This window comes from Pseudomonas sp. JAI111, assembly GCF_024809425.1.
Taxonomy (GTDB): domain Bacteria; phylum Pseudomonadota; class Gammaproteobacteria; order Pseudomonadales; family Pseudomonadaceae; genus Aquipseudomonas.
Window position 1 is genome coordinate 186,214 of record NZ_JANUCB010000001.1, and the last position, 25,444, is coordinate 211,657.

Annotated in this window: 21 protein-coding genes and 3 pseudogenes; 14 read left to right on the forward strand and 10 right to left on the reverse strand. The window is 54.1% G+C overall.

The window, feature by feature from the left end:
- Positions 1-5 precede the first annotated feature (5 nt).
- Positions 6-179 (reverse strand): annotated as a pseudogene (locus HNR03_RS00880) (IS4 family transposase); the annotation flags it as partial.
- A gap of 320 nt (positions 180-499) precedes the next feature.
- Here HNR03_RS00880 and HNR03_RS00885 point away from each other — a divergent pair.
- The 3 genes from HNR03_RS00885 to dctM all read left to right on the forward strand — a co-directional run bounded on the left by HNR03_RS00885 (position 500) and on the right by dctM (position 3,471).
- The gene (locus tag HNR03_RS00885) at positions 500-1,495 is read left to right on the forward strand and encodes a TRAP transporter substrate-binding protein (protein ID WP_405046028.1); all 996 of its coding nucleotides are present in this window, start codon (positions 500-502) and stop codon (positions 1,493-1,495) included.
- A 63-nt stretch (positions 1,496-1,558) separates the two neighbouring features.
- Positions 1,559-2,188, forward strand: a complete 630-nt coding sequence (locus HNR03_RS00890) for a TRAP transporter small permease (RefSeq protein WP_259150123.1) — start codon at positions 1,559-1,561, stop codon at positions 2,186-2,188.
- Positions 2,188-3,471: a C4-dicarboxylate TRAP transporter large permease protein DctM gene (gene dctM, locus HNR03_RS00895; RefSeq protein ID WP_259150124.1), complete on the forward strand. Its 1,284-nt coding sequence runs from the start codon at positions 2,188-2,190 to the stop codon at positions 3,469-3,471. Before HNR03_RS00890 ends, dctM begins: the two co-directional genes overlap by 1 nt.
- Positions 3,472-3,568: 97 nt before the next feature.
- Here dctM and HNR03_RS00900 read toward each other — a convergent pair whose 3' ends face one another.
- From HNR03_RS00900 to HNR03_RS00910, 3 genes are read right to left on the reverse strand one after another with little or no spacing between them, the layout of a single operon-like run.
- Positions 3,569-4,267: a glutathione binding-like protein gene (locus tag HNR03_RS00900; protein ID WP_259150125.1), complete on the reverse strand. Its 699-nt coding sequence runs from the start codon at positions 4,265-4,267 to the stop codon at positions 3,569-3,571.
- Between the two features lie 12 nt (positions 4,268-4,279).
- On the reverse strand, positions 4,280-4,957 hold the full coding sequence (locus HNR03_RS00905; protein ID WP_259150128.1) for a glutathione S-transferase family protein: 678 nt from the start codon (positions 4,955-4,957) through the stop codon (positions 4,280-4,282).
- A gap of 21 nt (positions 4,958-4,978) precedes the next feature.
- The gene (locus tag HNR03_RS00910; RefSeq protein WP_259150131.1) at positions 4,979-5,590 is read right to left on the reverse strand and encodes a TetR/AcrR family transcriptional regulator; all 612 of its coding nucleotides are present in this window, start codon (positions 5,588-5,590) and stop codon (positions 4,979-4,981) included.
- A gap of 317 nt (positions 5,591-5,907) precedes the next feature.
- Here HNR03_RS00910 and HNR03_RS00915 point away from each other — a divergent pair, with 317 nt between their 5' ends.
- Together HNR03_RS00915 and HNR03_RS00920 are read left to right on the forward strand one after the other, a co-directional pair.
- Positions 5,908-7,788, forward strand: coding sequence for a DUF294 nucleotidyltransferase-like domain-containing protein (locus tag HNR03_RS00915; protein WP_259150133.1), 1,881 nt, complete (start codon positions 5,908-5,910; stop codon positions 7,786-7,788).
- On the forward strand, positions 7,785-8,507 hold the full coding sequence (locus tag HNR03_RS00920) for a 3'-5' exonuclease (RefSeq protein WP_259150135.1): 723 nt from the start codon (positions 7,785-7,787) through the stop codon (positions 8,505-8,507). The genes HNR03_RS00915 and HNR03_RS00920 overlap by 4 nt, the downstream gene beginning before the upstream one ends.
- A gap of 70 nt (positions 8,508-8,577) precedes the next feature.
- Here HNR03_RS00920 and HNR03_RS00925 read toward each other — a convergent pair whose 3' ends face one another.
- The 3 genes and pseudogenes from HNR03_RS00925 to HNR03_RS00935 form a co-directional block, all read right to left on the reverse strand.
- Positions 8,578-10,248, reverse strand: a complete 1,671-nt coding sequence (locus tag HNR03_RS00925; protein ID WP_259150136.1) for a BCCT family transporter — start codon at positions 10,246-10,248, stop codon at positions 8,578-8,580.
- Positions 10,249-11,036: 788 nt separating this feature from the next.
- A pseudogene (locus HNR03_RS00930) lies at positions 11,037-11,900 on the reverse strand (diguanylate cyclase domain-containing protein).
- A 314-nt stretch (positions 11,901-12,214) separates the two neighbouring features.
- Positions 12,215-13,378, reverse strand: coding sequence for a mechanosensitive ion channel family protein (locus HNR03_RS00935; RefSeq protein WP_259150137.1), 1,164 nt, complete (start codon positions 13,376-13,378; stop codon positions 12,215-12,217).
- A 408-nt stretch (positions 13,379-13,786) separates the two neighbouring features.
- Between HNR03_RS00935 and HNR03_RS00940 the strand changes: the two genes are divergently transcribed.
- On the forward strand, positions 13,787-14,134 hold the full coding sequence (locus tag HNR03_RS00940) for a cation:proton antiporter (RefSeq protein WP_259150138.1): 348 nt from the start codon (positions 13,787-13,789) through the stop codon (positions 14,132-14,134).
- A 320-nt stretch (positions 14,135-14,454) separates the two neighbouring features.
- Positions 14,455-14,805: a cation:proton antiporter gene (locus HNR03_RS00945; RefSeq protein WP_259150140.1), complete on the forward strand. Its 351-nt coding sequence runs from the start codon at positions 14,455-14,457 to the stop codon at positions 14,803-14,805.
- A 123-nt stretch (positions 14,806-14,928) separates the two neighbouring features.
- Here HNR03_RS00945 and HNR03_RS00950 read toward each other — a convergent pair whose 3' ends face one another.
- A complete protein-coding gene (locus tag HNR03_RS00950; RefSeq protein WP_259150142.1) occupies positions 14,929-16,248 on the reverse strand; it encodes a chloride channel protein in 1,320 nt (439 codons plus the stop codon).
- A 241-nt stretch (positions 16,249-16,489) separates the two neighbouring features.
- Between HNR03_RS00950 and HNR03_RS00955 the strand changes: the two genes are divergently transcribed.
- The 5 genes from HNR03_RS00955 (at position 16,490) to HNR03_RS00975 (ending at position 21,372) form a co-directional block, all read left to right on the forward strand.
- Complete coding sequence (locus HNR03_RS00955) at positions 16,490-17,443, forward strand: TAXI family TRAP transporter solute-binding subunit (RefSeq protein ID WP_259150144.1); 954 nt, start codon at positions 16,490-16,492, stop codon at positions 17,441-17,443.
- A gap of 81 nt (positions 17,444-17,524) precedes the next feature.
- Positions 17,525-19,552 carry a TRAP transporter permease gene (locus HNR03_RS00960; RefSeq protein ID WP_259150148.1) on the forward strand — a complete coding sequence of 676 codons (2,028 nt, stop codon included), beginning with the start codon at positions 17,525-17,527 and terminating at the stop codon, positions 19,550-19,552.
- The gene (locus HNR03_RS00965) at positions 19,549-19,935 is read left to right on the forward strand and encodes a DUF1850 domain-containing protein (RefSeq protein WP_259150149.1); all 387 of its coding nucleotides are present in this window, start codon (positions 19,549-19,551) and stop codon (positions 19,933-19,935) included. Before HNR03_RS00960 ends, HNR03_RS00965 begins: the two co-directional genes overlap by 4 nt.
- 692 nt (positions 19,936-20,627) lie before the next feature.
- Complete coding sequence (locus HNR03_RS00970; RefSeq protein ID WP_259150151.1) at positions 20,628-20,846, forward strand: DUF2934 domain-containing protein; 219 nt, start codon at positions 20,628-20,630, stop codon at positions 20,844-20,846.
- Positions 20,847-21,129: 283 nt separating this feature from the next.
- The gene (locus tag HNR03_RS00975; RefSeq protein ID WP_259150152.1) at positions 21,130-21,372 is read left to right on the forward strand and encodes a hypothetical protein; all 243 of its coding nucleotides are present in this window, start codon (positions 21,130-21,132) and stop codon (positions 21,370-21,372) included.
- A 316-nt stretch (positions 21,373-21,688) separates the two neighbouring features.
- On the opposite strand, the pseudogene HNR03_RS00980 reads toward HNR03_RS00975, so the two are convergent.
- Positions 21,689-21,808, reverse strand: a pseudogene (locus HNR03_RS00980) (DUF159 family protein); the annotation flags it as partial.
- A gap of 453 nt (positions 21,809-22,261) precedes the next feature.
- On the reverse strand, positions 22,262-22,465 hold the full coding sequence (locus HNR03_RS00985; protein ID WP_259150153.1) for a hypothetical protein: 204 nt from the start codon (positions 22,463-22,465) through the stop codon (positions 22,262-22,264).
- 794 nt (positions 22,466-23,259) lie between these two features.
- Here HNR03_RS00985 and HNR03_RS00990 point away from each other — a divergent pair.
- Together HNR03_RS00990 and HNR03_RS00995 are read left to right on the forward strand one after the other, a co-directional pair.
- On the forward strand, positions 23,260-23,940 hold the full coding sequence (locus tag HNR03_RS00990; RefSeq protein ID WP_259150154.1) for a response regulator transcription factor: 681 nt from the start codon (positions 23,260-23,262) through the stop codon (positions 23,938-23,940).
- Positions 23,918-25,303 carry a HAMP domain-containing sensor histidine kinase gene (locus HNR03_RS00995; RefSeq protein WP_259150155.1) on the forward strand — a complete coding sequence of 462 codons (1,386 nt, stop codon included), beginning with the start codon at positions 23,918-23,920 and terminating at the stop codon, positions 25,301-25,303. Before HNR03_RS00990 ends, HNR03_RS00995 begins: the two co-directional genes overlap by 23 nt.
- The last annotated feature ends 141 nt before the right edge of the window (positions 25,304-25,444 follow it).

Genomic DNA, 25,444 nt, shown 5'->3' on the forward strand with positions numbered 1-25,444 from the left:
GGTCAGCTGCTGCGCCGTCGAACACCATATTGTTCGAGAACGCCATCGACAAATTCGGCGTTGCAACTCGCACATCAGGAAATAGGTAGCGTAATAAGCGTCGCCCAACAGAAGGGCGTCAGTTTCAACGTGTCGAGCATTGATCTGAGCAGCGTCTGCTCATCGCCGCCCTTGGCTCGCACACATCGCTTGAGCCAGAAACATAGACAGCGTTTCAGTCGGCGGAAACAGAGGAGCCGCGTTGGATTCGCAAATGTCTATCGAGCTGAACGCACCGCGTTTGCTGTAGCCCAGGCCAAAAGTAGCCATTGCTTTTTACAAAGCCGGCTCGATTAAAACAGCGCTGAGGTGCTAACTCGAATTCAACAGTTTTCTAACCATATTTGGTTATCACCCTCCAAATTGAAGTTTTCTGCCTAGACTTGCTCTTGTCCGCTGTACGGCTGCACTTCTGAGCATGGATCCGTACGAAAAACTAAAACAAGAGGAATTGCCCTAAATGTTCAAATTTATATGTAAAGCACTCGCGTGCACCCTTGCCCTAGGCATGGTGAGCACGGTCATGGCTGCAGATCCGGTGATAATCAAATTCTCACATGTGGTTGCCGAGCAGACTCCCAAGGGACAAGGCGCATTGCTGTTCAAAAAACTGGTAGAGGAACGTTTGCCAGGCAAGGTCCAGGTCGAGGTCTATCCCAACTCCTCGTTGTTTGGTGACGGCAAGGAGATGGAGGCCCTGCTGCTTGGGGACGTACAAATGATTGCGCCGTCTCTGGCCAAGTTCGAACAGTATACGAAGACCGTCCAACTGTTCGACCTGCCCTTTCTGTTTGATGACATCGCCGCGGTTGATCGCTTCCAGCTCAGCCCGCAGGGCCAAGCGCTACTCAAGTCCATGGAAAGCAAAAACATCACCGGCCTGGCCTATTGGCACAATGGGATGAAACAGCTGTCCGCAAACAAACCGCTGCGTGTTCCCGGTGATGCCCGTGGCCTGAAGTTTCGGGTGCAAGCCTCTGCCGTGCTCGAGGAGCAGTTCAAGGCCGTGCGTGCCAATCCGCGCAAAATGAGCTTTGCCGAGGTGTATCAGGGGTTGCAGACCGGTGTGGTCAACGGTGCGGAAAACCCTTACTCGAACATCTATAGCCAGAAGATGCATGAAGTGCAGAAATTCATCACCGAATCCAACCACGGCGTGCTGGATTACATGCTGATCACCAACACCAAGTTCTGGAATGGTTTGCCTCCGGATATTCGCAGCGAACTTGACAAGATTCTGGTGGAGGTTACTGCCCAAGTGAATAAAGAAGCTGAGCAACTCAATCAGGACGCCAAGAAAAGCATCCTCGCCGCCAAAACCACTGAAATTATCACTTTGACACCTGAGCAACGCGAGGAATGGCGAGTCGCGATGAAACCCGTCTGGAAAAAATTCGAAGCGGATATCGGCCCGGAATTGATCACTGCTGCCGAAGCCGCTAACAAGGCTCAATGACCGGCAGGCAGGTGCTTCCATCGGCAACACCTGCCTCTCATTACGCGACAGGAGATGCCATTCATGAATGCCTTTCGGCGCATCTGGGAACACTTCGAGGAGGGTTTCATCGTCTTCCTTCTGGCTGCCATGACATTGGTAACGTTCGTTTACGTCATCCTCAACAACCTCTATACCCTTTTCTACCGACTTGCCGAGAGCTGGGAAGGCGCCAGCGAATCTTTGTTCGCCATCGGCGACCGGGTCATGACGATGGCTCAGGCCATGACCTGGAGTACCTCACTGACCAAAGCACTATTTGGTTGGCTCATCTTTTTCGGACTGTCTTACGGAGTGCGCACGGCCGGTCATATCGGCGTTGACGCGCTGGTCAAACTGGCCAGCAAACCAGTCCAACGGCTCATTGGTATTTTGGCCTGCTTCTGCTGCCTGATCTATGCAGGTTTGCTCAGCGTTGCAAGCTTTGAATGGATCCACACTCTCATGATGGCGGGTATAGGCGCCGAGGATTTGGGCCACTTCGGCATCATGCAATGGCACATAGGGCTGATCGTCCCAGTAGGTTTTGCCTTAGTATTTATCCGTTTCGCTGAAATTCTTGTGCGCATCGTGAGGCACCATCAGACCGGTCTGGGCCTGGCCGATGAAGCCGCTGACGTGATGAAACTGAGCGAACACGAGGATGACAAATAATGACCATTGCCTTCCTGTTCGCGACACTCTTCGTACTGATGTTCATTGGCGTCCCCATTGCTATTTCCCTGGGATTGGCAGGCTCGATGACCATTGTATTTTTCAGCCCGGACTCCGTACGTTCTCTAGCGATCAAACTGTTTGAGACGTCAGAGCACTACACCCTGCTAGCCATTCCATTTTTCTTGCTTGCCGGTGCCTTCATGACCACCGGTGGCGTCGCCCGACGGCTGATAGACTTCGCCAATGCATGCGTCGGCCATATTCGCGGCGGCCTGGCCATTGCTGCAGTATTGGCGTGCATGCTATTTGCTGCCCTCTCCGGCTCCAGCCCGGCGACTGTGGCGGCAGTAGGCTCCATTGCCATTGCCGGCATGGTCCGCTCCGGTTATCCACAATCATTCGGCGCAGGCATTGTCTGCAATGCCGGGACCTTAGGTATCCTGATTCCCCCCTCGATCGTGATGGTGGTATACGCTGCCGCCACCGAGACGTCCGTCGGTAAACTATTCATGGCGGGCGTTATACCGGGATTGTTGCTTGGGGTAGCACTGATGGTGGCGATCTACATCGTTGCCGTTAAGAAGAATTTGCCCGCCATGCCCCGCGTGACTTTCCGCGAATGGGTTGGCACAGCCCGCAAGGCGGTCTGGGGACTGTTACTGATGCTCATCATTCTGGGCGGCATCTACTCCGGGATGTTTACCCCGACTGAGGCGGCGGCAGTGGCAGCGGTCTACTCAGCATTCATCGCCTTGTTCGTCTATAAGGACCTGACCTTTCGTGACACACCCAAGGTCCTGTTGGACTCTGCCAAATTAAGCATCATGCTGATGTTCATCATTGCCAACGCAATGCTTTTTGCACATGTTCTGACTACCGAGCAACTACCGCAGCAAATCACTACGTGGGTCATTGAGGCGGGACTCACACCGGTAACCTTCTTGCTAGTGGTGAATATTGTTTTGCTGATTGCGGGCGCTTTTATGGAACCTTCGGCGATCATCTTGATTCTGGCCCCCATCCTCTTCCCCATTGCTACAAAGCTGGGTATCGACCCGATTCATCTCGGCATCATCATGGTGGTCAATCTGGAAATCGGCTTGATCACTCCGCCGGTAGGTTTGAATCTGTTCGTAACCTCCGCTGTGACAGGCATGACGCTGCCTGCAACCATAAAAGCGGCCATGCCTTGGCTAATGCTGTTGCTGCTGTTCCTGATCCTGATTACCTACGTGCCTTGGATCTCCCTGGCTCTACCAAACTGGCTGGGCATGAACTGATGACGTCATGAAGTCATGACATCGAGAGATCGCGTTTGGCTTCAGGAAATAGAGGGATGAATGCAGCGGAACGCGAGGCATTTCCCCGAGATAGGCGTTACCGAACAGTACTCGCATCCTGGTTGAACAGCAGTTTGCGAGTCTCCTCGTCGACCACCGGTGCGGTGTTGATTTGTTCCACCAGCGCGTAGGCGCGCCTCGTCGCAGGGCGATCTAGGACGCGCTCAAACCACAGGGCCAAATGAGGGAAGTCGGCAAGGTCTTGCTGCTGACGCGTGTGCGGCACGATCCAGGGGTAGCTGGCCATATCGGCAATGCTGTAGTCGCCAGCAATGTAGTCACGACCGTCAGCCAAGTGTTTGTTCAAGACGCCATACAATCGAGCGGTTTCCTTGATATAGCGATCTTGTGCGTAGGGGATTGGCTCAGGAGCATATTGGACGAAGTGATGGTTTTGCCCTGCCATCGGCCCCAGTCCTCCCATCTGCCAGAACAACCATTGCAACGTTTCGTTGCGCCCTCGTAGATCATCAGGAATGAACTGATGTGTCTTATCAGCCAAGTACAACAAAATGGCGCCCGATTCAAAGATAGATAACGGCTGACTACCCTCCAGTGGCGCATGATCGACTATGGCTGGAATCCGATTATTGGGAGCAATGTTCAAAAACGAAGCCGTGAACTGCTCCCCTTTGCCAATGTTCACAGGAACGATGCGATAAGGTAGCCCGGACTCCTCGAGGAACATTGAAATCTTGTGCCCGTTAGGGGTAGTCCAGTAATGCAAGTCGATCATGGTCTGGCGCCTCTACTGAGTTATCTGAGGGAACATTGCCTTACGGGCTTCATCATCCATCTCGGTCTTGTAACTGTGCTGAGCTTTCAGCGCTTCAGAACGCTGTGCAGCCGGCCGTTCGTTGATCTTGTCGAGTAGGCGTTTAACGTTCGGAAGTTTTTCCCACGCTTCATTACCCAAGATGAAAGGTACCGCGCGTGCCCAACCCCATACGGCCATGTCCACCAGCGTGTACTCGCTCCCGAGCATGTAAGGCTGGTTGGCCAGGTGATCGTTGATGATTCTCCAGTGACGCCAGGCTTCGAACGTGTAGCGGGTAACAGGGTAATCTTTTGGCTCGGGTGCGAAGTGTTTGAAATGAACCGCCTGACCGGAATACGGACCAATACCGGTTGCAACGAACATGAGCCAGGAATACATCTCACCGCGAGCTTTTAGAGTGTCGGCAGGCAGGAATTTCCCGGTCTTTTCAGCCAGGTAAAGCAGTATGGCGTTGCTGTCGAACACAATGTTGTCGTTATCTACCAGCGCCGGAGTCTTCGCGTTGGGATTGATCTTTATAAACGCTGGATCGTGCTGTTCACCCTTGCGCGTATCAACAGGGATGAGTTCGTATGCAAGACCTGTTTCCTCCAGGAAAAGCGCAACCTTGGCCGGGTTGGGTGACGGATGATAATAGAACTTGATCATGTTGACTCCGTGTATTGGCTTTCAGTGAACGTCGCAAGAACTCAAGGGCGGCAGCCCAAGGCTATGAAGTGCAATACCAATAGCGTCTGTTACACACGCAGGATCGAGGTTGATCCGTGCCAACACTCGAACACCCAGCAAGACGCTGACAAGATGACTGGCACCCTGCTTCGCCTCTATCGCTGCAGCACCCTCTTGTTGCAGGCTGAAAGCCTGCAACCGGTCTTCAAAAAAGCTGCGAATTGCTTCAAGTTCATCCGCCACAGCCTGACGCAAATCCGCATCCTCTCCATTCGCCTCAAGGGCAGAGTTGACCAATAGGCACCCACGGTTCAATGGATCGTTCAGCGTGCGATACAGCACTTCAGCAAAGAACTCGGTAATGGCCTTCCCCGCGTGTGGTGCGCCTTCGAGGCGCCGAATCCGAGCGCGCACGCTGCACTCCAGATAATGCTCAAGGGCACGGCGATAAAGACTGCGTTTATCGCCAAAGGCGTTGTAAAGGCTTGGCTGATTGAGGCCAGTGAACCTGACGAGATCACGGGTTGAAGTGCCCTCGTATCCCTGCGTCCAGAATGCCTCGACGGCAGCGGTTAGAACTATCGACTCATCGAATGTGCGAGGACGGGCCATTGACTGAATTGGCTCTGTAGATTGATGGCCGACGATAACACAGGTTTTGTATCAGTCGACATAAAATAGATGACCCTGCCCTTTTGATCCCCGAATTTGTGCAACAGGTGCCACTGCGCGCGCGAGGCATGCTGCTCTTTTGCAAGCAGATCATCTGCCCTCAGTCGTAACGGAGACCGTTCTTTGGGGTGGGTTTCAACTATCATCAGCACGCAAGACGCCGGTGACAAAGCCGTAGCGAATGAACCGCAGCGTCTGATGAAACTGCAGCGACGGAGCAGCATCCTTTGCTCCAAACCCGTTAGGTACGAGACTTCATGCAGATAGAGTTACTAGAAATACGCGACCATCTTCACCGGTTCGCTCCTTTTGACACGCTGTCGCAAGTCACCCTGGAAGCGATTGCGCAGCGCGTTGAGGTCAGTTACTTCAAAGCAGGAAGCAAGATCCTTGAAGCCGGCGAAATTATTCGTGACTTGCACTACGTGCGCAGTGGCGCGGTAGAAATCTATCGACGTAACGGTGCGCTTTATAATCGTCTTGAGGAGGGCGATATATTTGGCCAGGCGGGCTTACTGCGCAGCAACAAAGTACGTTTCCCAGCCCGCGCACTCGAAGACAGCCTGATCTACTTTATCCCGGCGAACGTGTTCGCCGAACTGTGCGATCAAAACGACAGTTTTGCTGATTTCGTCGAAGCCGAAGGTCACTCCAGACTCAAGTCGGCTGTCGAGGCCCAAGGTCGGGCAAGCGATTTGATACAACTCAAATCACGCGCTTTAATTTCGCGCGATTTGGTCTGGGTCGCCCCCCACACTTCCATCCATGAAGCCGCGCAATTGATGACTCGGGAAAGCGTTTCCTGCGTGGTTGTACTAGAGCCTGGTCAGCAGGGCACAGAAAGGATGTTGGGGATCGTCACGGACAGGGACCTTCGCACTAGAGTGGTGGCCACCAATGGCAGTGCCAGCGCCATGACGGTTGCTGAGGTGATGTCCGGCGACCCGATTGTCATCCAGGCGGATGACTCGGTATTTGAAGCCATGCTGTGCATGCTAAGGCGCAACATCCATCATCTGCCGGTCGTTCACAAAGGACACGCTTTAGGCCTGATCAACCTGTCTGACATTATTCGGCACGAATCGCAGAGCAGCTTGTATCTGGTCAACAGTATCTCCAACCAGACTTCTGTCTCAGGTTTGCGATCCCTGCTGCGGGACTTGCGTGGCACCTATATCCGCATGGTGCGCGACGGCGCCACGGCCCAGATGATCGGTAACGCAATTTCCGGTATCGGACGCGCCTTCACCCAACGTTTGCTTGAGTTGGCAGAGGGAGAGTTGGGCCCGCCCCCGGTTCCGTACTGCTTCATGGTGCTTGGATCAATGGCGCGGGACGAACAACTGCTCCTGACCGACCAGGACAACGCATTGGTACTGGACGATCGTTTTGATCCCGAAAAACACGACGAGTACTTTAAAAAACTGGCGGGATACGTGAGTGACGGCCTTGCTGCCTGCGGCTATAGCTATTGCAAGGGCGGCATCATGGCAACCAATGCTCAATGGCGTCAGCCTTTGCGCGTCTGGCGATCGTATTTCACCCAGTGGATCGAAAACCCCAACCCCGCCACTTTGCTTAAAAGCTGCATCTTCTTCGATCTTGACGGCGTCTACGGCGAACTCGCATTGGTCGAGCAGCTTAAGAACCTGTGTGCGACAAAGTCGAGTGTTACGCCGACCTTTCTCAACGCAATGGCACGTATCGCGTTGAACAGAACGCCACCCTTGGGCTTTTTCCGCACATTTGTTATGGAGACGGATGGCCAACACAAGCATTTGATCAATCTCAAAGGTCGTGGCACCGCCCCGTTGACCGACGTGATCCGGATTCATGCCCTGGCGTGCGGCAGTACGGCGCAGAACTCCTTTGATCGACTGGATGCCATCAGCGCCACACAACTCATGCAGCCGGAGGCCATCAAACATTTACGCTACGCGTTGGAATTTTTGTCCATGGTGCGGATTCGGCACCAAGCCGATGCGATCGAGCAAGGGCAAATACCAGATAACTATATTGAGCCCGAACGTATTTCAAATAGCGAACGTCACAATCTCAAGGAGGCGTTCCGGGTGCTGAGCAATGCACAGAAGTTTTTACGTTTCAGGTATCCCGGCAGCGTCAGGCCTTCTCGATGACTAATGCACCTTCTCAGAAACGCAGTGCAAGCATAGATTGGAATGCGCGGTTCCATACGCTCGCGGCGCAAGCTGAACATCCGCTTCTTAAGCGTTTTTATGAGGCCGGCGTCGTCGGCGCAGAAACACCCTTGGAGCACGTTGAAATGCTCGCAATGGATGTTGAAACCACCGGACTGAATGCGAAGGCTGACGGCATTGTCAGTATTGGTTTACTGCCTTTCACGCTGAAGCGAATACGGTGTGGCGAAGCATTGTATTGGCTAATCAATCCACCGTCAGAGTTGCGCGGCGAATCAGTCACCTTCCACCACATTACACACAGCGATATTTTGAATGCGCCGCAGTTGCCCGACGTATTGGAGACGCTTCTGGAGGCCATGGCTGGAAAAGTGATTGTCGTTCACTACCGAGCCATCGAACGGGGATTTCTAGATCAGTCGCTGCGCCGTCACATTGGAGAAGGATTGCAGTTCCCAGTGATTGACACCATGCAACTGGAGGCACGAATGCATCGAAAGCAACGCGGTTGGATTGACAGGCTTTTTCGCCGACCTCTTCTATCGATCAGGCTGGCTGATAGCCGTATGCGGTACAACCTGCCGCAGTATCACGCTCATCATGCCCTGACTGATGCCCTCGCCACGGCGGAGTTGTTGCAGGCACAAATTGCCAACCACTACGTCCCCTCTATCGCCGTTGGTGAGCTATGGGACTGACGCACAAAAAAAAGCCTGTAAAAAAGGTGCATTTTCACAGATGCACCTTTTTTCTACCTTTCAAAACGGATCAGGATCGGGGTTCAGACATCAGCCCTTTGACCAGCGAAATACATCCGACCATCAGCACAATGGCGAAGGGCAGCCCCGTGGAAACCGCCATCGCTTGCAGTGCGACCAAGCCTCCTCCCAACAGTAGAGCGATGGCAATCACGCCCTCGATGATGGCCCAAAAAACGCGCTGCGGGACGGGGGCATCGACCTTCCCTCCCGCCGTGATCGTATCGATCACAAGCGAACCGGAGTCCGAGGAGGTGATGAAAAAGACAATCACCAGGACAATCCCGAGCAGTGACGTGATTTCCTTGAGCGGCAACCCCTCCAGCATGGCGAACAACTTGAGCTCCAGTACGGCGTCCTTGACACCTACCAGCCCCTGAACTGTTGCCTGATCGATGGCAGTCCCACCAAAGGTGGTCATCCACAATACCGATACCAGCGAAGGCACCAACAGTACCGAAATCAAGAATTCCCGGACGGTACGGCCACGACTGACCCGCGCGATGAACATCCCTACAAACGGCGACCAGCTGATCCACCACGCCCAGTAGAACGCGGTCCAGCCTTGGGTGAACTCAGCATCCGAGCGACCAAAAGGGTTGGAAAGTGCGGGCAGGTATTCGACATAGGTCACCAAGTTCTTGAAGAAACCAGTGAAAATAGCCACTGTTGGACCCACAATAATAATGAACAGCAGCAAGAGCAAAGCCAGTCCCATATTGATCTGGGACAGCATCTTTACACCCTTGTCCAAGCCCGAAAGCACTGACCAAAGGGCAATCATCGTGATGCCTATAATCAGCACCACTTTGCTGACATTGGTCGACTTGATACCAAATAGATATTCAATCCCCGCTGCCGCTTGTTCTGCACCGATACCCAAAGAAGTCGCCAACCCGAACAAGGTGGCAAATACCGCCAGGATATCGATGATGTGACCCGGCCATCCCCATACGCGCTCGCCCAGCAATGGGTAAAAAATGGACCGTATCGAAAGCGGTAAGCCCTTGTTATAAGAAAACAATGCCAAGGACAACGCAACAATTGCGTAAATTGCCCAAGGGTGGAGCCCCCAGTGGAAGATGGTCGCAGACATTGCCAAGTCGGCAGAGGCCTTCATATCACCCGCGGCCCCTCCAAGTGGTGCCCAGTCAACACGCGCTCCGGATGCATCGAGGCTGACGCCTCCCATTGCGGCGGAATAATGAGACATCGGTTCCGCAACACCGTAGAACATAAGCCCGATGCCCATACCTGCGGCGAACAGCATAGAAAACCAACCGATGTATGAGTGATCCGGTTTGGCATCCCTACCGCCCAATCGAACTTTTCCGAGAGGCGAAACAATCAGCGCGAGACATAGAACTACAAAGATGTTGGCCACGCTCATGAAAAACCAGGCCAAGTGGCCGGTCAACCAATTACGGATTGAACTGAAAAGAGGTTCAACTTCATTCTGTAAAGCCAGCGTCATAATGACAAAAAGCAATACTGTGGCTGCAGAAATGATGAATACTTTGCCATGAATATCTAAGGAGAACGAAAAATCGCCTCTGATATTGTCCTGACCGATGACGTAATCGGTGTCAATCAGATTGGCCTCACCGCTCGGAGCTGGTATCCCTTCTCCGCTGGGTGAATTAGGTTTTTTTTGTGAATCGTCTAGAGTGTCTCTCTGCACGATCATCTCCTTGTATTGACACGCATTAGCGTGCGTTGGTCTGATAGCCCCGCTGTTCCTATGGTAAAAACGAGATATTTGCTCACATACTCTAGCAAACTTTTGACAATTATCTGAAAGTTGCGAGCCTCTATGGCACCAGTTTATGCCCGCTTTCAGCCAAATCGAAAAGCGCTGGATAACGCCACGAATATCCTTCGCTCTTCCGGCTTTGTAGTCCGTCCAGAAATCCGACAAGGAGACGTGGGACCAACCCACATCAGTTCGCCAATACATACGTCGCCCGACGCTATTGCCTTGTCATCAGCATCTGTTCACTGCAAAGCAGTAGTCCCCCCACACTGCTGAGAGGAACGACAACCACGCAGGTGCGAATCGAACCTTGAGCTTGGGAGAGTCGGGAGCTCCCACTTGCCGGCAGGTGGCGAGAGCACGATACATTTGGCCATCGTGCAATCGACAGCGGTTGACCGCTTGCACTGTACCGTCTACCTACAGGTGGAAATCGATTGGTAGTGAAGAGTTTTGCGCAAAGCGCTATCGCTCAAACCGTCGGTCGACGAGCCATACCTCATTGCTTAGGAGAACCAGGGCGTGTGGCGCTTGGCCCCTCTGCGGCGAATTTGCACTGCTTTTTAGCTGACCTGCCATTGGCATCGGTTCTGACCTCCTTTTGCATCGAATTTGACCAGCACGCGCCGTACCCATGAATGGCCGGGAACCCGCCAATATTGGATTTTTTGAATAAATTCAAACCTGCTGTGGCTGCTGAAGCCTACCCGCGCTCGTTATCCAGCCGCAGAGCGGCACCTTTTCATGTGGTACTTATCGCCATCCGCATGGCTGAGTAGAGTATCGGCATCCTCTCCGTTAGCGGGATAAATGGCCACGCCAATACTGCAAGACGGCATTATTACCTCTCCAAATTCAGCGCCCAGCGGCTCAGCCATGGCCGTGAAGATCTCCACCACCCTCTTGGAAACGGCGCTCTGCGACTCGATGTCCGTCAACAAAACAATGAACTCATCACCGACCATACGGGCCACCGCATCCGTCTCGCGTACGCAGTCTTACAGCCGTTGTGCAATGGTACAGAGCACACGATCACCCACGGCATGTCCATGGGAGTCATTGATACCCTTGAAGTCATAGATATCCAGAAAAAGCAAAGCCAGCGTACTCTTGTTGCTGTATGCCGCTTGCAGCGCCAAGTCCAGTCGCTCATTGAAAATCGACCGGTTGATCAGTTCTGTCAACGGATCATGATGGCCGAGGAAACGTAATGCTTCCTCGGCCTAGCTGAGAGCCGTCACATCACGCGCGACACCCATCCGCGCCCCCACTTCCTCTGACCAGAAAGTAGCCCAGAGGATGTACACGACACCTCCGTCCTTGCGGATATAGCGGTTGCGGAAATCGACGTGGGGCTGACCATTCATGACCCGGACAATGGAGGCTCGTGTGGCGGCCAGGTCCTCACGATACGTATAGTCGGTGATCGCGCTGCCGGTCATCTCGTCGGCACGGTAACCCAGCAATGCCTCACAGGCATCGCTCACAAATACAATCTGGTTGTCCCTATCAACCACTAAGACCGTGTCCAGCATCAGATGGATCAGTTTGGGATAGAGCTCTTGCAGGTCTATGGGCATAGGTCTGGGAGTCCGATTCATGTCACTTGATCATAACCCCAGCGAAGGGTGGCGACGAGGATCTGAACGCCCGGGCGAGAAATTGGATTGTGCACGCACTCTTGTGGAGGGGGGCGACCGGTAAAGCGGGTCAGCGAGTTACCCAGCTATGGCTACCATCGTGTCTAGGGATTGCTGCGTCACGCACGTGTAACCCGTTGCTGCCCGCGATGCGTGATCACAGCCTTCTGCTTGAACACTGCATCAAGCCGCCCGGCTTACCGCGTCGGGTTTTGGATCCTGCTGCGAGGGCGCCCAGGCGCTTGTCGGGCACATCAATTCAACAGGGAGTTGGTGTCCGTTTTTGTTGGAGCAAGTTCAACCGACGCTGGCGGTGACTCATCTTTTGCAACGGGTCTGTTTTCAATAGGCAGGGAGGCCACATAAACAGTGCGTGATGGGAAAGCGAAGTTAACATTCAGTGCAGCAAAGGCTTCCATCAACTCAAAATTGATTGTCTGCTGGACGTCCATGTAAACGTTGTAGCTGGGATCCAAAACGATGTACACCGTCTCAAATTCCAAGGCACTTTCACCAAAGCTTTTGAAATGAGAGCGGTCGAACCTGGCCTTTTCTTGACCTCGTATGATCTGCTCGATCTTTTTGGGTACTTGTTTGACCTGTTCTGTAGAGCAATCGTATGTCAACCCGATCTCGAATACGATTCGGCGCTCTTGAAGCCGTTTATAGTTCTGGATGGTGCTGCCGATCATTTCGGCATTGGCCATGACGATCTGTTCGCCGCTCAAACTGCGAATGCGCGTCGTTTTGAGGCCCACATGTTCGACTGTCCCTGACATCGAACCTACAACTATGAAATCACCTACCTCAAATGGCTTATCCACGGCGATGGAAAGCGAAGCGAAAACGTCTCCCAATATATTCTGGACTGCCAATGCTATGGCAATACCCCCTACGCCAAGGCTTGCCACAAATGCGGTGATGTTGACACCGACATTTGACAGCATTGCCAACAATACAACCATCCACAGAAATACCTTTGCTCCCCATAGGCTTAGGGTTGCCAGGGCACTGCCTTGGAACGTGTCGGAGGCACTGTGACGCAGAAAGTAATGAGACAGAGCTAGAGCAATAGCGCGGTTAGCCCACAGGCCGGCTTGTAAGGCCACTACAACAAACCAGAGACTGCTGACTCGACCCAGCCAGCGCTCAGGCAAGTCAAGAAAGCCGACCCCAATGAGTATTGAGCCCAATAGCAGAAGGGTGTTGCTGGTACCTGAAAGCACCTCGACCATGATCTGGGTCAGATGAGCCTCAGAATTTGATGCTTTCGCTCGACTTCTTTTGAGAACGAAAACTATCGCGCTTCGTGCCAGTATGAAACTCAGCGTTGTGGCACTGAATGCAAGTACCCAGTTTGCGAGGGTTATCCCCAGGAAAAGATATTCCGTAAAAAAACTAATAATCTCCTGTGTCATTCCCACTCCCACCTGATCTCCGGCGAGAGCCCCTTACGAAAAATGGCAAAAAACACTCGCAGCTAATACAAAATCCGCCAGCTCTGTCAGAACTTAGCGATCCAAAGGATTAGTCGATCGATATCTCAGAAGGTTCAGAAGAATTTACGGCCATCATTATTGATGGTTCAAGGCGTAGTCAAAATAGATGCCATCGTGTCCACACAGCCATGTCCTGGAAAAAAGCCTTTGCTCCAAACGAGTCTGTGCCAATGATTCGGCAGCCTTGACCGCATCCTCCTGTTTTTTGGAAATCGAGGCGGCGAAATGGACATCAGATAAATTTGCGCCACATTAAGTGGCACTGGCGAGGCATTTTATCGTCCCATGGAGGCTTTGCGCCGGGGAGCCAACTGACCAAAACTGGACATGATTGCAATACTCTGCATCACTGCGACCCTCTCCTTTCTCAATCGCAGATACGTGGGCTTGCCATCCGCTATCGGCGTGATGGACATTGCGTTGGCCCTGTCGTTGTTAAACATGGCATCCGATGCGCTTGGCTTTCACACTTTGCACACCATTGAGCAATCATTGATTAAGTCCGTCGACTTTTCCGAATTGTTGATGCAGGGCATGTTGTCCTCGCTGTTGTTCGCGGGGGTGTTGCACGTCAATTTGTCGGAGTTACGTGCCTATCAATGGCAAATTGCATCCCTGGCCGTGGTTGGGACGACCCGTTCAACGCCGATCATCGGCTTTGGGCTCTGGGAGTAGCTGTCCCTGACCAACCTTGAGTTAGCACTTTCCTACTGTCTGATGTTCGGCGCTCTGATATCGCCCACCCAGCCCATTGCGGTGATGGGCATCCTGAACTCAGCAGGTGCCCCCCCATAGTGTCGAAGTGGTGATTTCGTGCGAGTCGTTATTTAAAGATGCCGTCAACGTCGTTCTGTTTTCGCTGATACGGGCAATGATCGCGAGCGGTGAAGCGTCGTCTGTCACCGACGCCTCTCAGGTCTTACTAAGGGTATCGGGTGGCGGCGCCCTTCTAGGCACTGTGGTCGGGGACATCACGTAGCGGAACTCTAAACGCGATGTTGGTTGTGCTCATCCTTGGAAGTCGTTTTGATCCACTTCTCCAACTCTTTGATCACCACGGGATTGATGGTGATAGTGCTGAACTTGCTGTCGTGTCTGCCGGCGGCGGGGTTCCGATTGCAGTCTTGGGTCAGCGCTTTCGGCTGCCTAAAGCCTCTTGGAGTGTGATGCCTTGGGGTGGACTGCGCGGCGGAATTTCAGTGGCGCTCGCTTTGTCGCTGCCGCCGGGAGAGGCTCGCCATGTAGTAGTTTGCCTGATCTATTTGGTTGTGGTGTTTTCTATCCTGATCCAAGGCATGTCCATCGGTAAATTGATCAAACGAGTGATTCCATGCAATGGAGGATGAAGATCATGCTTCAAGATAGCCAAGTGCGCGGCCAATCACTACTCAACAATCTGACTGAAGGCGCTGACATCCAGCTCTACGGCTGCGACCTCCGTGCAGCGGCTCGACAACTGGTGCGTTAGATCAATCAGGTTTTCGTGGACCTACGCCACTGTCTGTCGAATGCAGAAAACCACGAGCCAGCTGCTGATATAACTCCGGCCCCATTCTGGCGCTGACCGCTTTGGCAATCAGCGCCACGGCCATGAGGCTGATGACCATGCCATGACTGTCGATCATCTCCATCACGATGATCGCGGACGTGATCGGCGACTGCGTTACCGCAGACAGAAAACCGACCATACACAAAGCAATCATCGGCTGTGCAGCCAGTCCGAAGAGCTCCGCGACGTTGGCTCCAATGGCCGCCCCTACCGCCAGGGAAGGGGCAAATATACCGCCGGGGATACCGGAAAAGTAAGTCACCACGGTCGCGAGAAAACGCGTAATTGGTGCATGCCATGGCAGACCGATATCGGAAGTGATGATCTGAGATGTGATCCCGTAACCACTGCCGAATGACATCCCGCCACTGAGCCACCCGAGTATCGCCACGATCATTCCACAGATGCCGGCGAACCAAACAGGATGCACACGGCGCCATTCCCAGACGATGAATCGATGATGCCGCTGCGGCCACAGCAGCATCCGGCTGAACAATCCACCCAGAAGACCGCAGCCAATACCGATCGCCAGCACCGGAACAACGATATCGAGCTGGATGTCCTGAACGTCGAAGTGGCCGAAATAGTTGTAGTTGCCCTGCAAGGCAATCGCGACCATCCCCGACAAGATAATCGTGCTGAGCAAGACCCCGCTGGTTCGGGTTTCCAGCTTGCGCCCCAGTTCCTCTACCGCAAAGGCCACACCGGCCAGCGGCGTGTTGAAGGCTGCAGCAATGCCCGCTGCGCCACCAGCGAGGATCAAGTCTTCGCTGCGGATGATCCGTGCGTTGGGCAGGTAGCGATGGAAGAAATGCATGATCGAGGCGGCGACCTGAACCGAAGGGCCCTCGCGCCCTGCCGAAAAACCACCGGTGAGTGCCAGGGTGCCCAGGCCGATCTTGGCGAAGGCGATACGTAACGACACCAGTTTATCGACTGGTCTACCTTGGTGCGCCAGCCGGGTGGCGGCGATCACCTGAGGGATCCCACTGCCCTGTGAACCAACAAAAAAACGAGTGGTCAGCCACACCACCAGCATGCCCACCAAAGGTGTGTACACAAAGGGCAGCCACGGCCGTTCGGCCGTCTGTTGGGAAAATTGCGTCAGTGCGAGGTCGGCCAGTCGAGCGAACATAACCACCAGCAGCCCCGCGAGAGTAGCGGCTACCCAAAGCGTGACTCGTGTGCGCCAACGGATCGAGGCAAAACGACGGCGTATCAATAAAAGCGGTTTGATCACCCGAGTGGATTCCAGTTGAGGTTCAGCACCGTAGTGAGAGTAAGACTAACCGGATAGGTAGATGAGCTCCAACCAGCACCGGCCAAATGTCTACAAAACTATTCACCCGCAGTCCGCCGTGCACGTCAGCTTGCCAAGGTATTCCAGTGCAGAGATTGGCCAGCAACTCGCCACCTTTGCGTCGCTATCAACTACAGTGGAGTCACTCTGCATACAGCCATAACAAGACGGAGAGTTTCCCATGCGAGTAAAAAGCCGCTTTACCCTGCTGGCCGCCGCTGCAACCTTGGCAGTCACAACCGCAACTCAGGCCGCGCCGGTATTCATCAACATTCTGACCGGGGGTACAAGCGGGGTTTATTACCCGATTGGCGTCGGCCTATCGCAGATTTACAGCAATGGCATCCCGGGCGTGAAGACCTCGGTTCAAGCTACCAAAGCGTCGGTGGAAAATTTGAACCTGCTTCAGGCCGGTCGAGGTGAACTGGCACTGGCGTTGGGTGACTCCGTGGCCGATGCGAAGAATGGCGTTGCCGATGCAGGCTTCAACGCGCCGCTGACCAAGTTGCGCGCGATTGCCGGTGCTTACCCCAACTACATCCAAATCGTGGCCAGCAAGGAGTCGGGAATCAAGACCCTGGCCGACCTCAAAGGCAAGACCATCTCGGTCGGGGCACCGAAATCAGGCACAGAACTCAACGCACGAGCAATCTTCAAAGCCGCGGGTTTGACTTACGAAGACATGGGTAAAGTGCAATATCTGCCCTTCGCCGAATCGGTCGAGCTGATCAAAAACCGGCAGCTGGACGCCACGCTACAGTCTTCCGGGCTGGGCATGGCGGCCATTCGCGACCTGTCCTCGGTCATGCCATTGAACTATGTCTCCGTTCCGACTGATGTGGTCGAAAAAATCGGCAACCCTGCCTATCAGGGCGCAATGATTCCGGCCAATACCTATGATGGGCAACCTGATGCGGTGCCCACTGTCGCGATCACCAACATCCTGGTCACCCGTGCCGATGTGCCAGATGAAGTGGCTTATCAGATGACCAAACTGCTGTTCGAAAACCTGACACGTCTTGGCAACTCTCATTCGGCGGCCAAGGACATCAAGCTGGAGAACGCTGCCAAGAACCTGCCGATTGCACTGCATCCAGGCGCCGAGCGCTACTACAAGGAAAAAGGCGTGCTGTAACGGCGACAGGCGCAGCGGTCAGGGTTATCGCTGCGCCAACTGTTCGGCCCTTTTTCAATGCAGTCATGAGGCAGGCAGCTAATGAGTGAAGATCATCAGGGCATCTCCGCGAATCCGCGAGACTGGCCAAAAACCTTGTTTTACGTTGCGTTACTGTTCTCGATTTTTCAGATCGTCACCGCGGCGTTTGCACCGTTCTCAAGTCAGGTACTGCGTGCCGTACACGTCGGCTTCTTGCTTTGGGTGGTGTTTTTAAGTTACCCCGCTTACGGCAAGGACCGTCCTTGGCAGCCGCTGGCCTGGCTGCTTAGCCTCACAGCCATTGCCACGGCGATGTATCAGTGGGTGTTCGAGGCTGACCTGATCCAGCGCTCGGGGGATCTGACCTCTACCGACACGATGATTGGTATTCTGCTGGTCGCCCTGGTGTTCGAAGCTGCCCGACGGGTAATGGGCATTGCGCTTCCAATCATCTGCGGCCTGTTCCTGGCTTATGGCTTGTTCGGCGAGTTTCTGCCGGGCGAGCTGGCACATCGCGGATATGGCTTCGATCAAATCATCAACCAGTTGTCATTTGGCACCGAGGGGCTGTACGGGACACCGACTTACGTGTCGGCCACCTACATCTTTCTGTTTATCTTGTTCGGCGCGTTCCTCGAACAGGCCGGGATGATCAAGCTGTTCACCGACTTCGCCATGGGTCTGTTCGGTCACAAGTTGGGCGGGCCGGCCAAGGTCGCGGTCGCCTCGTCGGCACTGATGGGGACCATCACCGGCTCGGGGATTGCCAACGTCGTGACCACGGGGCAATTCACCATTCCGCTGATGAAACGCTTTGGCTACCGGGCCGCGTTTGCCGGTGGGGTGGAAGCGACCTCCAGCATGGGCAGTCAGTTGATGCCGCCAGTGATGGGCGCGGTCGCTTTCATCATGGCCGAAACCATCAACGTGCCGTTCGTGGAGATTGCCAAGGCGGCATTGATTCCTGCCATCCTTTACTTCGGCTCTGTGTTCTGGATGGTTCATCTGGAAGCCAAGCGCTCCAACCTCATGGGGTTACCCAAGGACCAATGCCCCAGCGCGTTGGGCGCGGTCAAGGAAAACTGGTACCTGTTGATTCCACTGTTGGTATTGGTCTATCTGCTGTTTTCCGGACGCACGCCCCTATTCTCGGGCATGGTCGGACTGGCACTGACGGCCATCGTGATTCTCGGCTCGGCGATCATTCTTCGAGTGCAAAATTTTGGCCTGCGCTGCGCTTTTTGGGTAGCGCTAGGCATCCTGTGCACCGGCTTTTTCCAGCTGGGGATCGCCGTGATATTTGCGGTCATCGCAGTGCTGGTGGTGGTGTGCGGGTTCATCAAGGGCGGTCGAGAAACACTGACTATCTGCTTGCATGCGTTGGTCGAAGGCGCACGCCACGCGGTACCGGTAGGGATCGCCTGTGCTCTGGTGGGCATCATCATCGGCGTGGTGTCGCTGACAGGGGTCGCCTCCACCTTTGCGGGTTACATATTGGCCATTGGCCGGGACAACCTGTTGCTGTCGCTGATACTGACGATGATCACCTGCCTGGTACTGGGCATGGGCATTCCGACCATCCCCAACTACATCATCACCAGTTCGATCGCAGCCCCTGCCCTCTTGGAACTGGGCGTGCCTCTGATCGTGTCGCATATGTTCGTGTTCTATTTCGGCATCCTCGCCGACCTGACGCCACCGGTTGCCCTCGCCTGCTTTGCGGCAGCACCGATCGCCAAGGAGACAGGATTCAAAATCAGCCTGTGGGCGGTGCGAATTGCACTGGCGGGGTTCGTCATCCCGTTTATGGCGGTCTACAACCCGGCACTCATGCTGCAAGGAGACAACGTGTGGATGACCGCCTACATGCTGATCAAGACAACGTTGGCGGTCGGGCTCTGGGGGATGGCCTCCACCGGCTATTTGCAGCGCAAGATGCCTGTCTGGGAACGCCTGTTGTGCGTGGGCGCAGGCGCCTTGCTGGTGGTGGCGTTGCCACTGACCGATGAGCTGGGCTTCGTTCTTGGGGCATTGATGATACTCCAACACGTCTGGCGCTCCCGTCAGGCCGGGATCGCCAACGCATGATCGGATTATGTCTGGGCCTCACCGGCGCCGTGTGGGCTCAGCTGTCGATTTCGCACTTCACGCTGGCGTTGAATCACACCATTGAAAAGATTCGCTGGGAGGAGGATTACCGCATCACCGAGCAAGGCCTGGTACTGGAAGAAGCTCGTGTGCGTGGCAACGGTGCGGGGATGGAGATTCCGGAAGATGCTCGGCTGGAAAATGGCAGTTGGCACTACCGACGTCAGTTGCCACCTCTGCAGCCACTTAACTTGGGGCGAACACCCGAGGCGGGCGATTACCAGCTGTGTTTTTCCGGCCAATGTCACGCCATGAGCCAATGGATTGGAGCGCCAGCCAACAGCCAACCTTTCATCCAAATGTGGGCATGCGAAACAGGCTGAATGTTAGCCCCATCCAAAGATGACTCGAGGAAAGAAAGAGACTTTCGCTCCAAGCAACCTGTGATCACCGGGTCGACTGACGGAAGGAAAGCGCGTCGATGCTCAGGCACAGCTATGCATGAAGGCTGTAAATGCCCTCAATCTGGTATCAATGGAAATGACAGAACGTCAGCCATCAGCCTGAAGGTCGCCGTAACCTCACGCCCGCCAGTTCCAACCGAAGAGCCTCTCCAACAATCTCAATAGTCCTCTTCAGAGAGAACGCATTGCCAACTGTTTGTCTCCAATTGGATCTCATCCGCATAAGAGCGCAGGACAGATCCTAGCATGCACCACGGAGCAGGCACTTCGAGGTAATACTCTTTCACCGCTTACTACCGCTCCGATTTACGCGACAACTCTGCAACGCAGCCAAACACGCCGTTTGGGACGATACCGTTTTTAACGGACGATGCGATTTTCGATACGGAGTCCGACGCAGTATTCGTAGCAAGCAGCGCTGTTGAATTCTTCGTCTGCGTGATCGGTGGTTTTGGTGACCGTATCGCGCCTCACTTTAATACCTTGGCTGATCAACAGCCATGGCCAAGCTAGCCATACCACCTATCCTTAATGCTGGTTGACGAAGGAAGAAGGCACTGCCTACTTCCTTTTTGACCCATTCATTCAGCGAACAATGAGAGGAATTGAAGATGGATGAGCAAAAAATCCGAGAAGCCGCGTATCGACTGTGGGAAAAGCAAGGGAAGCCGCAGGGGCAAGATCTGGAGCACTGGTTCACTGCAGAAAATTCGGTGAGCGAGGAAGATTTTGATAAGCCAGTGCCAAGCAGCAGCGAGCGTCCAGCTTTGCCTAAAGACAAGTCCGCTGATCGCGCGAAAGGTCAAAAGAGGAAAAGCGTTGGAAACTGATAAAACCAGAGGAGGAAAGTGTGCATAGTGGCCGGGGTCAGAAATCGGCCAGTAGTAGTCGGTCGGATACGTTAGAAAAACCGGAGTGAGTCCATGCAAGAGCCGGTCGAAGAGCTGGTAAGTATTCCCCATAACGGGACATTCGTTCCGATGACCTCGGCATCTAAGCCCACGCCGGCGGGCTTTTTGCTGCCGGCTGGACGCCAGAAAGGTGGGGGCTAGTCTACTATCGCACCCGGGCGTGGTTTTATGCGCAGATCGCCATTGACGAAAAGGAACAACCATGGCCAGCACGTTCGCGCTCGATCCGGTCCCCGAACCATTCGCCACGGAATCGCGGAAACACTTAAATGCGATCCAGTATGCGCCGACACCTCACGAGCTGGTCGATGCTCTGGACGCCGCGCTAAGCTACCTGCGCGACCAGCACACCCGGGACGTGCTGACCATGGCCCAGACTATCCTCCTTAGCCGGTTGTGGGACTTCGCGGCTGACGATCGCCTGCGTGAATTGTCCGATGCATGAGGTGCTACAGGGAGACGCTATGCCGAAGCCCTCGCGACCACCGACGCGGCAGAGCCCGACCTGCCGACGTGGATCGCCAGGGACTGGAGCATTCGCGGGACTGGATGCTGATAGGCATCTACATACGCTGAACGGCCTGCGGCGCGAGACAGACCGCCAGTGAGGGCAATCAACTGTCTGTGCACAGGAGACGCTGTCCGCGCGCTGGAGGCCGACACCACCCTTGACACGAGATGACCTGCATTCTGCACTCGGTCCCGAGACAAAATCTCGTCCTGGTCGAGTCAAGGTATTCATGCGGACGCGTTGCGTAGACGGGGGCGACGTTGTAGCGCTCGAACCGCTGGTCGCCGGTATAGTAGATCAAAGCGTTAGGGAGGCTGGGCGCCGCGACGAAGTCGTGAACACCCCGGTACTGGGAAAGGCGTCCGCACATGATTGCACCCTCCGGCTGTGTATTCAGGGTAGACCCTTAGCTGCCGCCTCAACAAACACTGAGTCTGGGGCGAACACCTGAGGCTGGCGATAACCAACTGTGTTTTGACGGTCAAGGTCACGCCATGAGCAAGTGGATCAGAGCACCGACTTATAGTCAGCCGTCTATGCAGATTTGGGCATGAGAAACAGGCTGAATGTTAGCTCCATCCAAAGATGAATCGAGGAAAGAAAAGGCATTCGATCCAAGGAACCAAAAAAACTAGACGCGCTAGCGCTAGAAGCACACCATCGATATTTGTCAGATTCAACCATCTGCGAAGCCGCCACTGGCTTTTGTCCTACCATACGGTGATCACCGAATCCGACAGAATGAACGAAAGCGCGCCGGCGCTCGGGTAGAGCTCTGCATGACGGCTGTACATGCCCACGATCTGGCATCAATGGAAGGAAGTCAGTCGTCAGCCTGAAGGTCGCCGTAACCACGAGGCAGTTCCATCCAGGTGTCAAGAGCTGCGAGGTGTCTCGCGACAGCAGCATCCCACTCAGGACCTACGGCAATGTTTTTACTCATCATGGCGTGGATGGCAGCTGTAGCCTGTTCGTATTCATGATGTATTTCCAACGCTTTTGCTAAAAATTCTTGCTGCCGAGTCATAGGGTTCTCCAGGGACGAAAACCGAGCATTGATTCGCAAACATAAAACGATCGACACCTGCATAATTAGTTGCAACGTCCCGGTGGCAGGTGTCGTCAGTACTGAGCAAGTATCAATTCTGCTACTAGCAGCATACAAAATGCCCTGACCACGTCAATGAGCTTTTTTGATACCTCAGCACGCCTGACGTTCGCGTCAAGCCGCATTGGCTAACGCATGATCGGCACCGCTCTGCTCAGCTGTAGATTTCGTAGTTGATGCTGGTGTGAATCTAATCATTGAAAATGACTCGTTGGGAAGGAGACTACCGAGACTCCGTGGCGATGGGATGAACACTCCCTAGGATGCTCGGCTGGAAAATGACAGGTGACACTCCAGGCGGCTGCCGCCTTCCCAATACTGAATTTGGGGTGAATATCGAAGGCTAGCGATTATGGTTCGCTCCATCAGAAAAACGGCATAAGTCTGCGCTATGCGTTCAGCTCCTAGCCTATCAGCACAATCGATCCGGTACAGTTACGCCGGTTTGCTTTTCGCAGTAATCCAATTCGCATAGGTACACACCAGGCCGAACGCGAGCAAAAAGAAAGCCAAATATGGGGTCACGTTCTTCCGTCTCTCAGTACGTGTGAGCATCTGTTTCGGCGAATATATCCGTGCTTTGGCAGGCATCAAGGTTAAGGTAGGTTAAGAAATATTTAATTTTCGGCCGCAGCGTTGGTCTCTAGGGTACGCCGTATCGGCTTTCGACATTGAGTCGGGAGGAATGAAAACAGATTCAAGCGGAGGAAATTATGAGTTACGCGTTGGTCATAGAGGATGACGAAGTGACGGCAGAAGTCATCATCGCTGCGCTCCAACGCAATGGGTTCAGTTCCAAATGGGCTGCCACCGGACGGGACGGATTGGCATTGGCGATTGCTGGAGGCTACGACGCCATTACTCTGGATCGGATGCTTCCCGACTTTGATGGGCTGACGATTGTCAGTACGTTGCGTAGTCTGGGGATTCAGACGCCCGTCTTGATGATCAGTGCGCTTTCCGATGTAGATGAGCGCGTCCAAGGGCTTCGCGCGGGCGGCGACGACTATCTGACCAAACCCTTTTCTGCCATCGAGATGGTTGCCCGTCTTGATGCGTTGCTTCGGCGCACCAGTACAGATGCAAGCCATCCGCAACTCAGTTGCGGAAACCTTCGACTGGATCTGGTCGAGCACAAACTGACTCGAAATGACGAACACATCCTGCTGTTGCCAACCGAGTTCAAACTGCTCAATTACCTAATGCGCAGTGCCGGCCAACTGGTCACCCGCACTATGCTTTTTGAAGAAGTCTGGGGTTATCGATTCGACCCGGGAACGAACATCATTGATGTCCACATCGGCCGGCTGCGCAAAAAGCTTGAAGGCAATGCAGGAACTCCCGCCATTCATACAATACGCGGTGCCGGTTATGTCCTTGCTGCCAAAGACTGAGGAGTGGCGCTCGTCCGGTAGTCGATTGATCGGTTTCTACGCCCTGTTTTTTGTAGCCTGGGGTGCACTCTTTACAGGCGTGTTGTATTGGGAAATCTCCCACTATCTGGGAACCGTTGCAGAGCGAACATTACTGCAGCGTGCCCATTACTATCAAAAGATCGACGATAAAAAACTGGTGAAAGAACTGGCTATCAGTGAAGCCTATTCAACGCCCGGGATCGATGCTTACGGATTGTTCGCACCCGATGGACAACACGTTGCCGGAGACCTGCTCAAACTGCGCTCCAGTCTGCCCGATGATGGCAAGGTTTATTATCTTGAGCGCGGACTGAGCATTGCGTTACCCGAGAAAGAAACCAGAAGCAGTTATGCGCTGTTAGCACGCCGCCCCAACGGGCATATTCTTATTCTGGCGCGTGACGGTGGCTCGATTTCTGCGGTGGGCGGGATTATCGAACAGGCCTTGTTGTGGGGTTTTTCGTTAACACTGATTCCCGGGTTGATTGGCTGGCGGTTATTGCGACGCCGACCGTTGCGACGTGTCAAACGCCTGCAGCTTTGTACAGAAAGTATCGTTTCAGGCAACCTGGCGGAACGTTTGCCCCTGTCGGCCCGCCGTGATGAATTGGATATGCTGGCAAGCGCCGTGAATACGATGCTCGATCATATCGAGCAACTGATGCATGAGGTCAAGAGCGTCTGCGATGGGGTCGCCCATGATCTACGAACGCCACTGACACGGTTGCGTGCAAGGCTTTATCAGCTCCAACAATTGCCTCTGAACAGTGATCACCAGCACACATTGAATCAGGCCCTTGAAGAAAGCGAATCGATCATGGTGCGCTTTCAAGGACTGCTTCGGGTTGCCGAACTCGACGATATTCGGCGCCGCTCGGCATTTACTCCTTTTCCGATCATGGCGCTGTTGCAACAGGCACATGAGTTTTATGAACCTCTGGCTCTCGACCGCTCTCAGACGCTTTCCCTGGAAATTACCAGTGATTTGCCCAGGTTGTATGGCGACTCATCGTTGCTGTTCGAAGCGCTGGTTAATTTACTGGATAACGCCATCAAGTTTGCGCCGGAGGGCGGGCATATCAAATTGCGCGGTAGCATCAAGGATTCAACGGTCATCATTGAAGTCGCTGACGATGGGGCCGGGATACCCGAGGCGGACCGTGCACATGTCATACGCAGGCTCTATAGAGGGGAGGCAAGCAGTAGGCAACCCGGCCACGGCCTCGGCTTATCGTTGGTCTCTGCCATTGCAAAATTGCACGGTTATTCGCTGGATATCCAGCCCGCCGCCATCGGTCGTGGCACCCGTGTTTTGATTCACTGCCCGATGGTTTCCGACTGATCTACGGATTCATCGGAGACTGAACATTAAATTTAACTTAATCCAGCTTAATTTGAGCCCCCCTGCCCTGGAGGCTAGCTTGGCAGCACTTTCTGCTGACCCAAGGCCTCTTGCTTGTGAAATACCTGTTGTTCCGGCTCC

Excerpts from the sequence above, each read along its gene's own strand:
- HNR03_RS00940 (WP_259150138.1), top strand. The coding sequence starts at position 13,787 with ATGATTGCAATACTCTGCATCACTGCGACCCTCTCCTTTCTCAATCGC.
- HNR03_RS00970 (WP_259150151.1), top strand. The coding sequence starts at position 20,628 with ATGGATGAGCAAAAAATCCGAGAAGCCGCGTATCGACTGTGGGAAAAG.
- HNR03_RS00915 (WP_259150133.1), top strand. The coding sequence starts at position 5,908 with ATGCAGATAGAGTTACTAGAAATACGCGACCATCTTCACCGGTTCGCT.
- HNR03_RS00910 (WP_259150131.1), bottom strand. The coding sequence starts at position 5,590 with ATGGCCCGTCCTCGCACATTCGATGAGTCGATAGTTCTAACCGCTGCC.
- HNR03_RS00960 (WP_259150148.1), top strand. The coding sequence starts at position 17,525 with ATGAGTGAAGATCATCAGGGCATCTCCGCGAATCCGCGAGACTGGCCA.
- HNR03_RS00885 (WP_405046028.1), top strand. The coding sequence starts at position 500 with ATGTTCAAATTTATATGTAAAGCACTCGCGTGCACCCTTGCCCTAGGC.
- dctM (WP_259150124.1), top strand. The coding sequence starts at position 2,188 with ATGACCATTGCCTTCCTGTTCGCGACACTCTTCGTACTGATGTTCATT.
- HNR03_RS00990 (WP_259150154.1), top strand. The coding sequence starts at position 23,260 with ATGAGTTACGCGTTGGTCATAGAGGATGACGAAGTGACGGCAGAAGTC.
- HNR03_RS00935 (WP_259150137.1), bottom strand. The coding sequence starts at position 13,378 with ATGACACAGGAGATTATTAGTTTTTTTACGGAATATCTTTTCCTGGGG.
- HNR03_RS00985 (WP_259150153.1), bottom strand. The coding sequence starts at position 22,465 with ATGACTCGGCAGCAAGAATTTTTAGCAAAAGCGTTGGAAATACATCAT.
- HNR03_RS00965 (WP_259150149.1), top strand. The coding sequence starts at position 19,549 with ATGATCGGATTATGTCTGGGCCTCACCGGCGCCGTGTGGGCTCAGCTG.
- HNR03_RS00920 (WP_259150135.1), top strand. The coding sequence starts at position 7,785 with ATGACTAATGCACCTTCTCAGAAACGCAGTGCAAGCATAGATTGGAAT.
- HNR03_RS00905 (WP_259150128.1), bottom strand. The coding sequence starts at position 4,957 with ATGATCAAGTTCTATTATCATCCGTCACCCAACCCGGCCAAGGTTGCG.
- HNR03_RS00945 (WP_259150140.1), top strand. The coding sequence starts at position 14,455 with ATGTTGGTTGTGCTCATCCTTGGAAGTCGTTTTGATCCACTTCTCCAA.
- HNR03_RS00900 (WP_259150125.1), bottom strand. The coding sequence starts at position 4,267 with ATGATCGACTTGCATTACTGGACTACCCCTAACGGGCACAAGATTTCA.
- HNR03_RS00890 (WP_259150123.1), top strand. The coding sequence starts at position 1,559 with ATGAATGCCTTTCGGCGCATCTGGGAACACTTCGAGGAGGGTTTCATC.
- HNR03_RS00975 (WP_259150152.1), top strand. The coding sequence starts at position 21,130 with ATGGCCAGCACGTTCGCGCTCGATCCGGTCCCCGAACCATTCGCCACG.
- HNR03_RS00995 (WP_259150155.1), top strand. The coding sequence starts at position 23,918 with ATGTCCTTGCTGCCAAAGACTGAGGAGTGGCGCTCGTCCGGTAGTCGA.
- HNR03_RS00955 (WP_259150144.1), top strand. The coding sequence starts at position 16,490 with ATGCGAGTAAAAAGCCGCTTTACCCTGCTGGCCGCCGCTGCAACCTTG.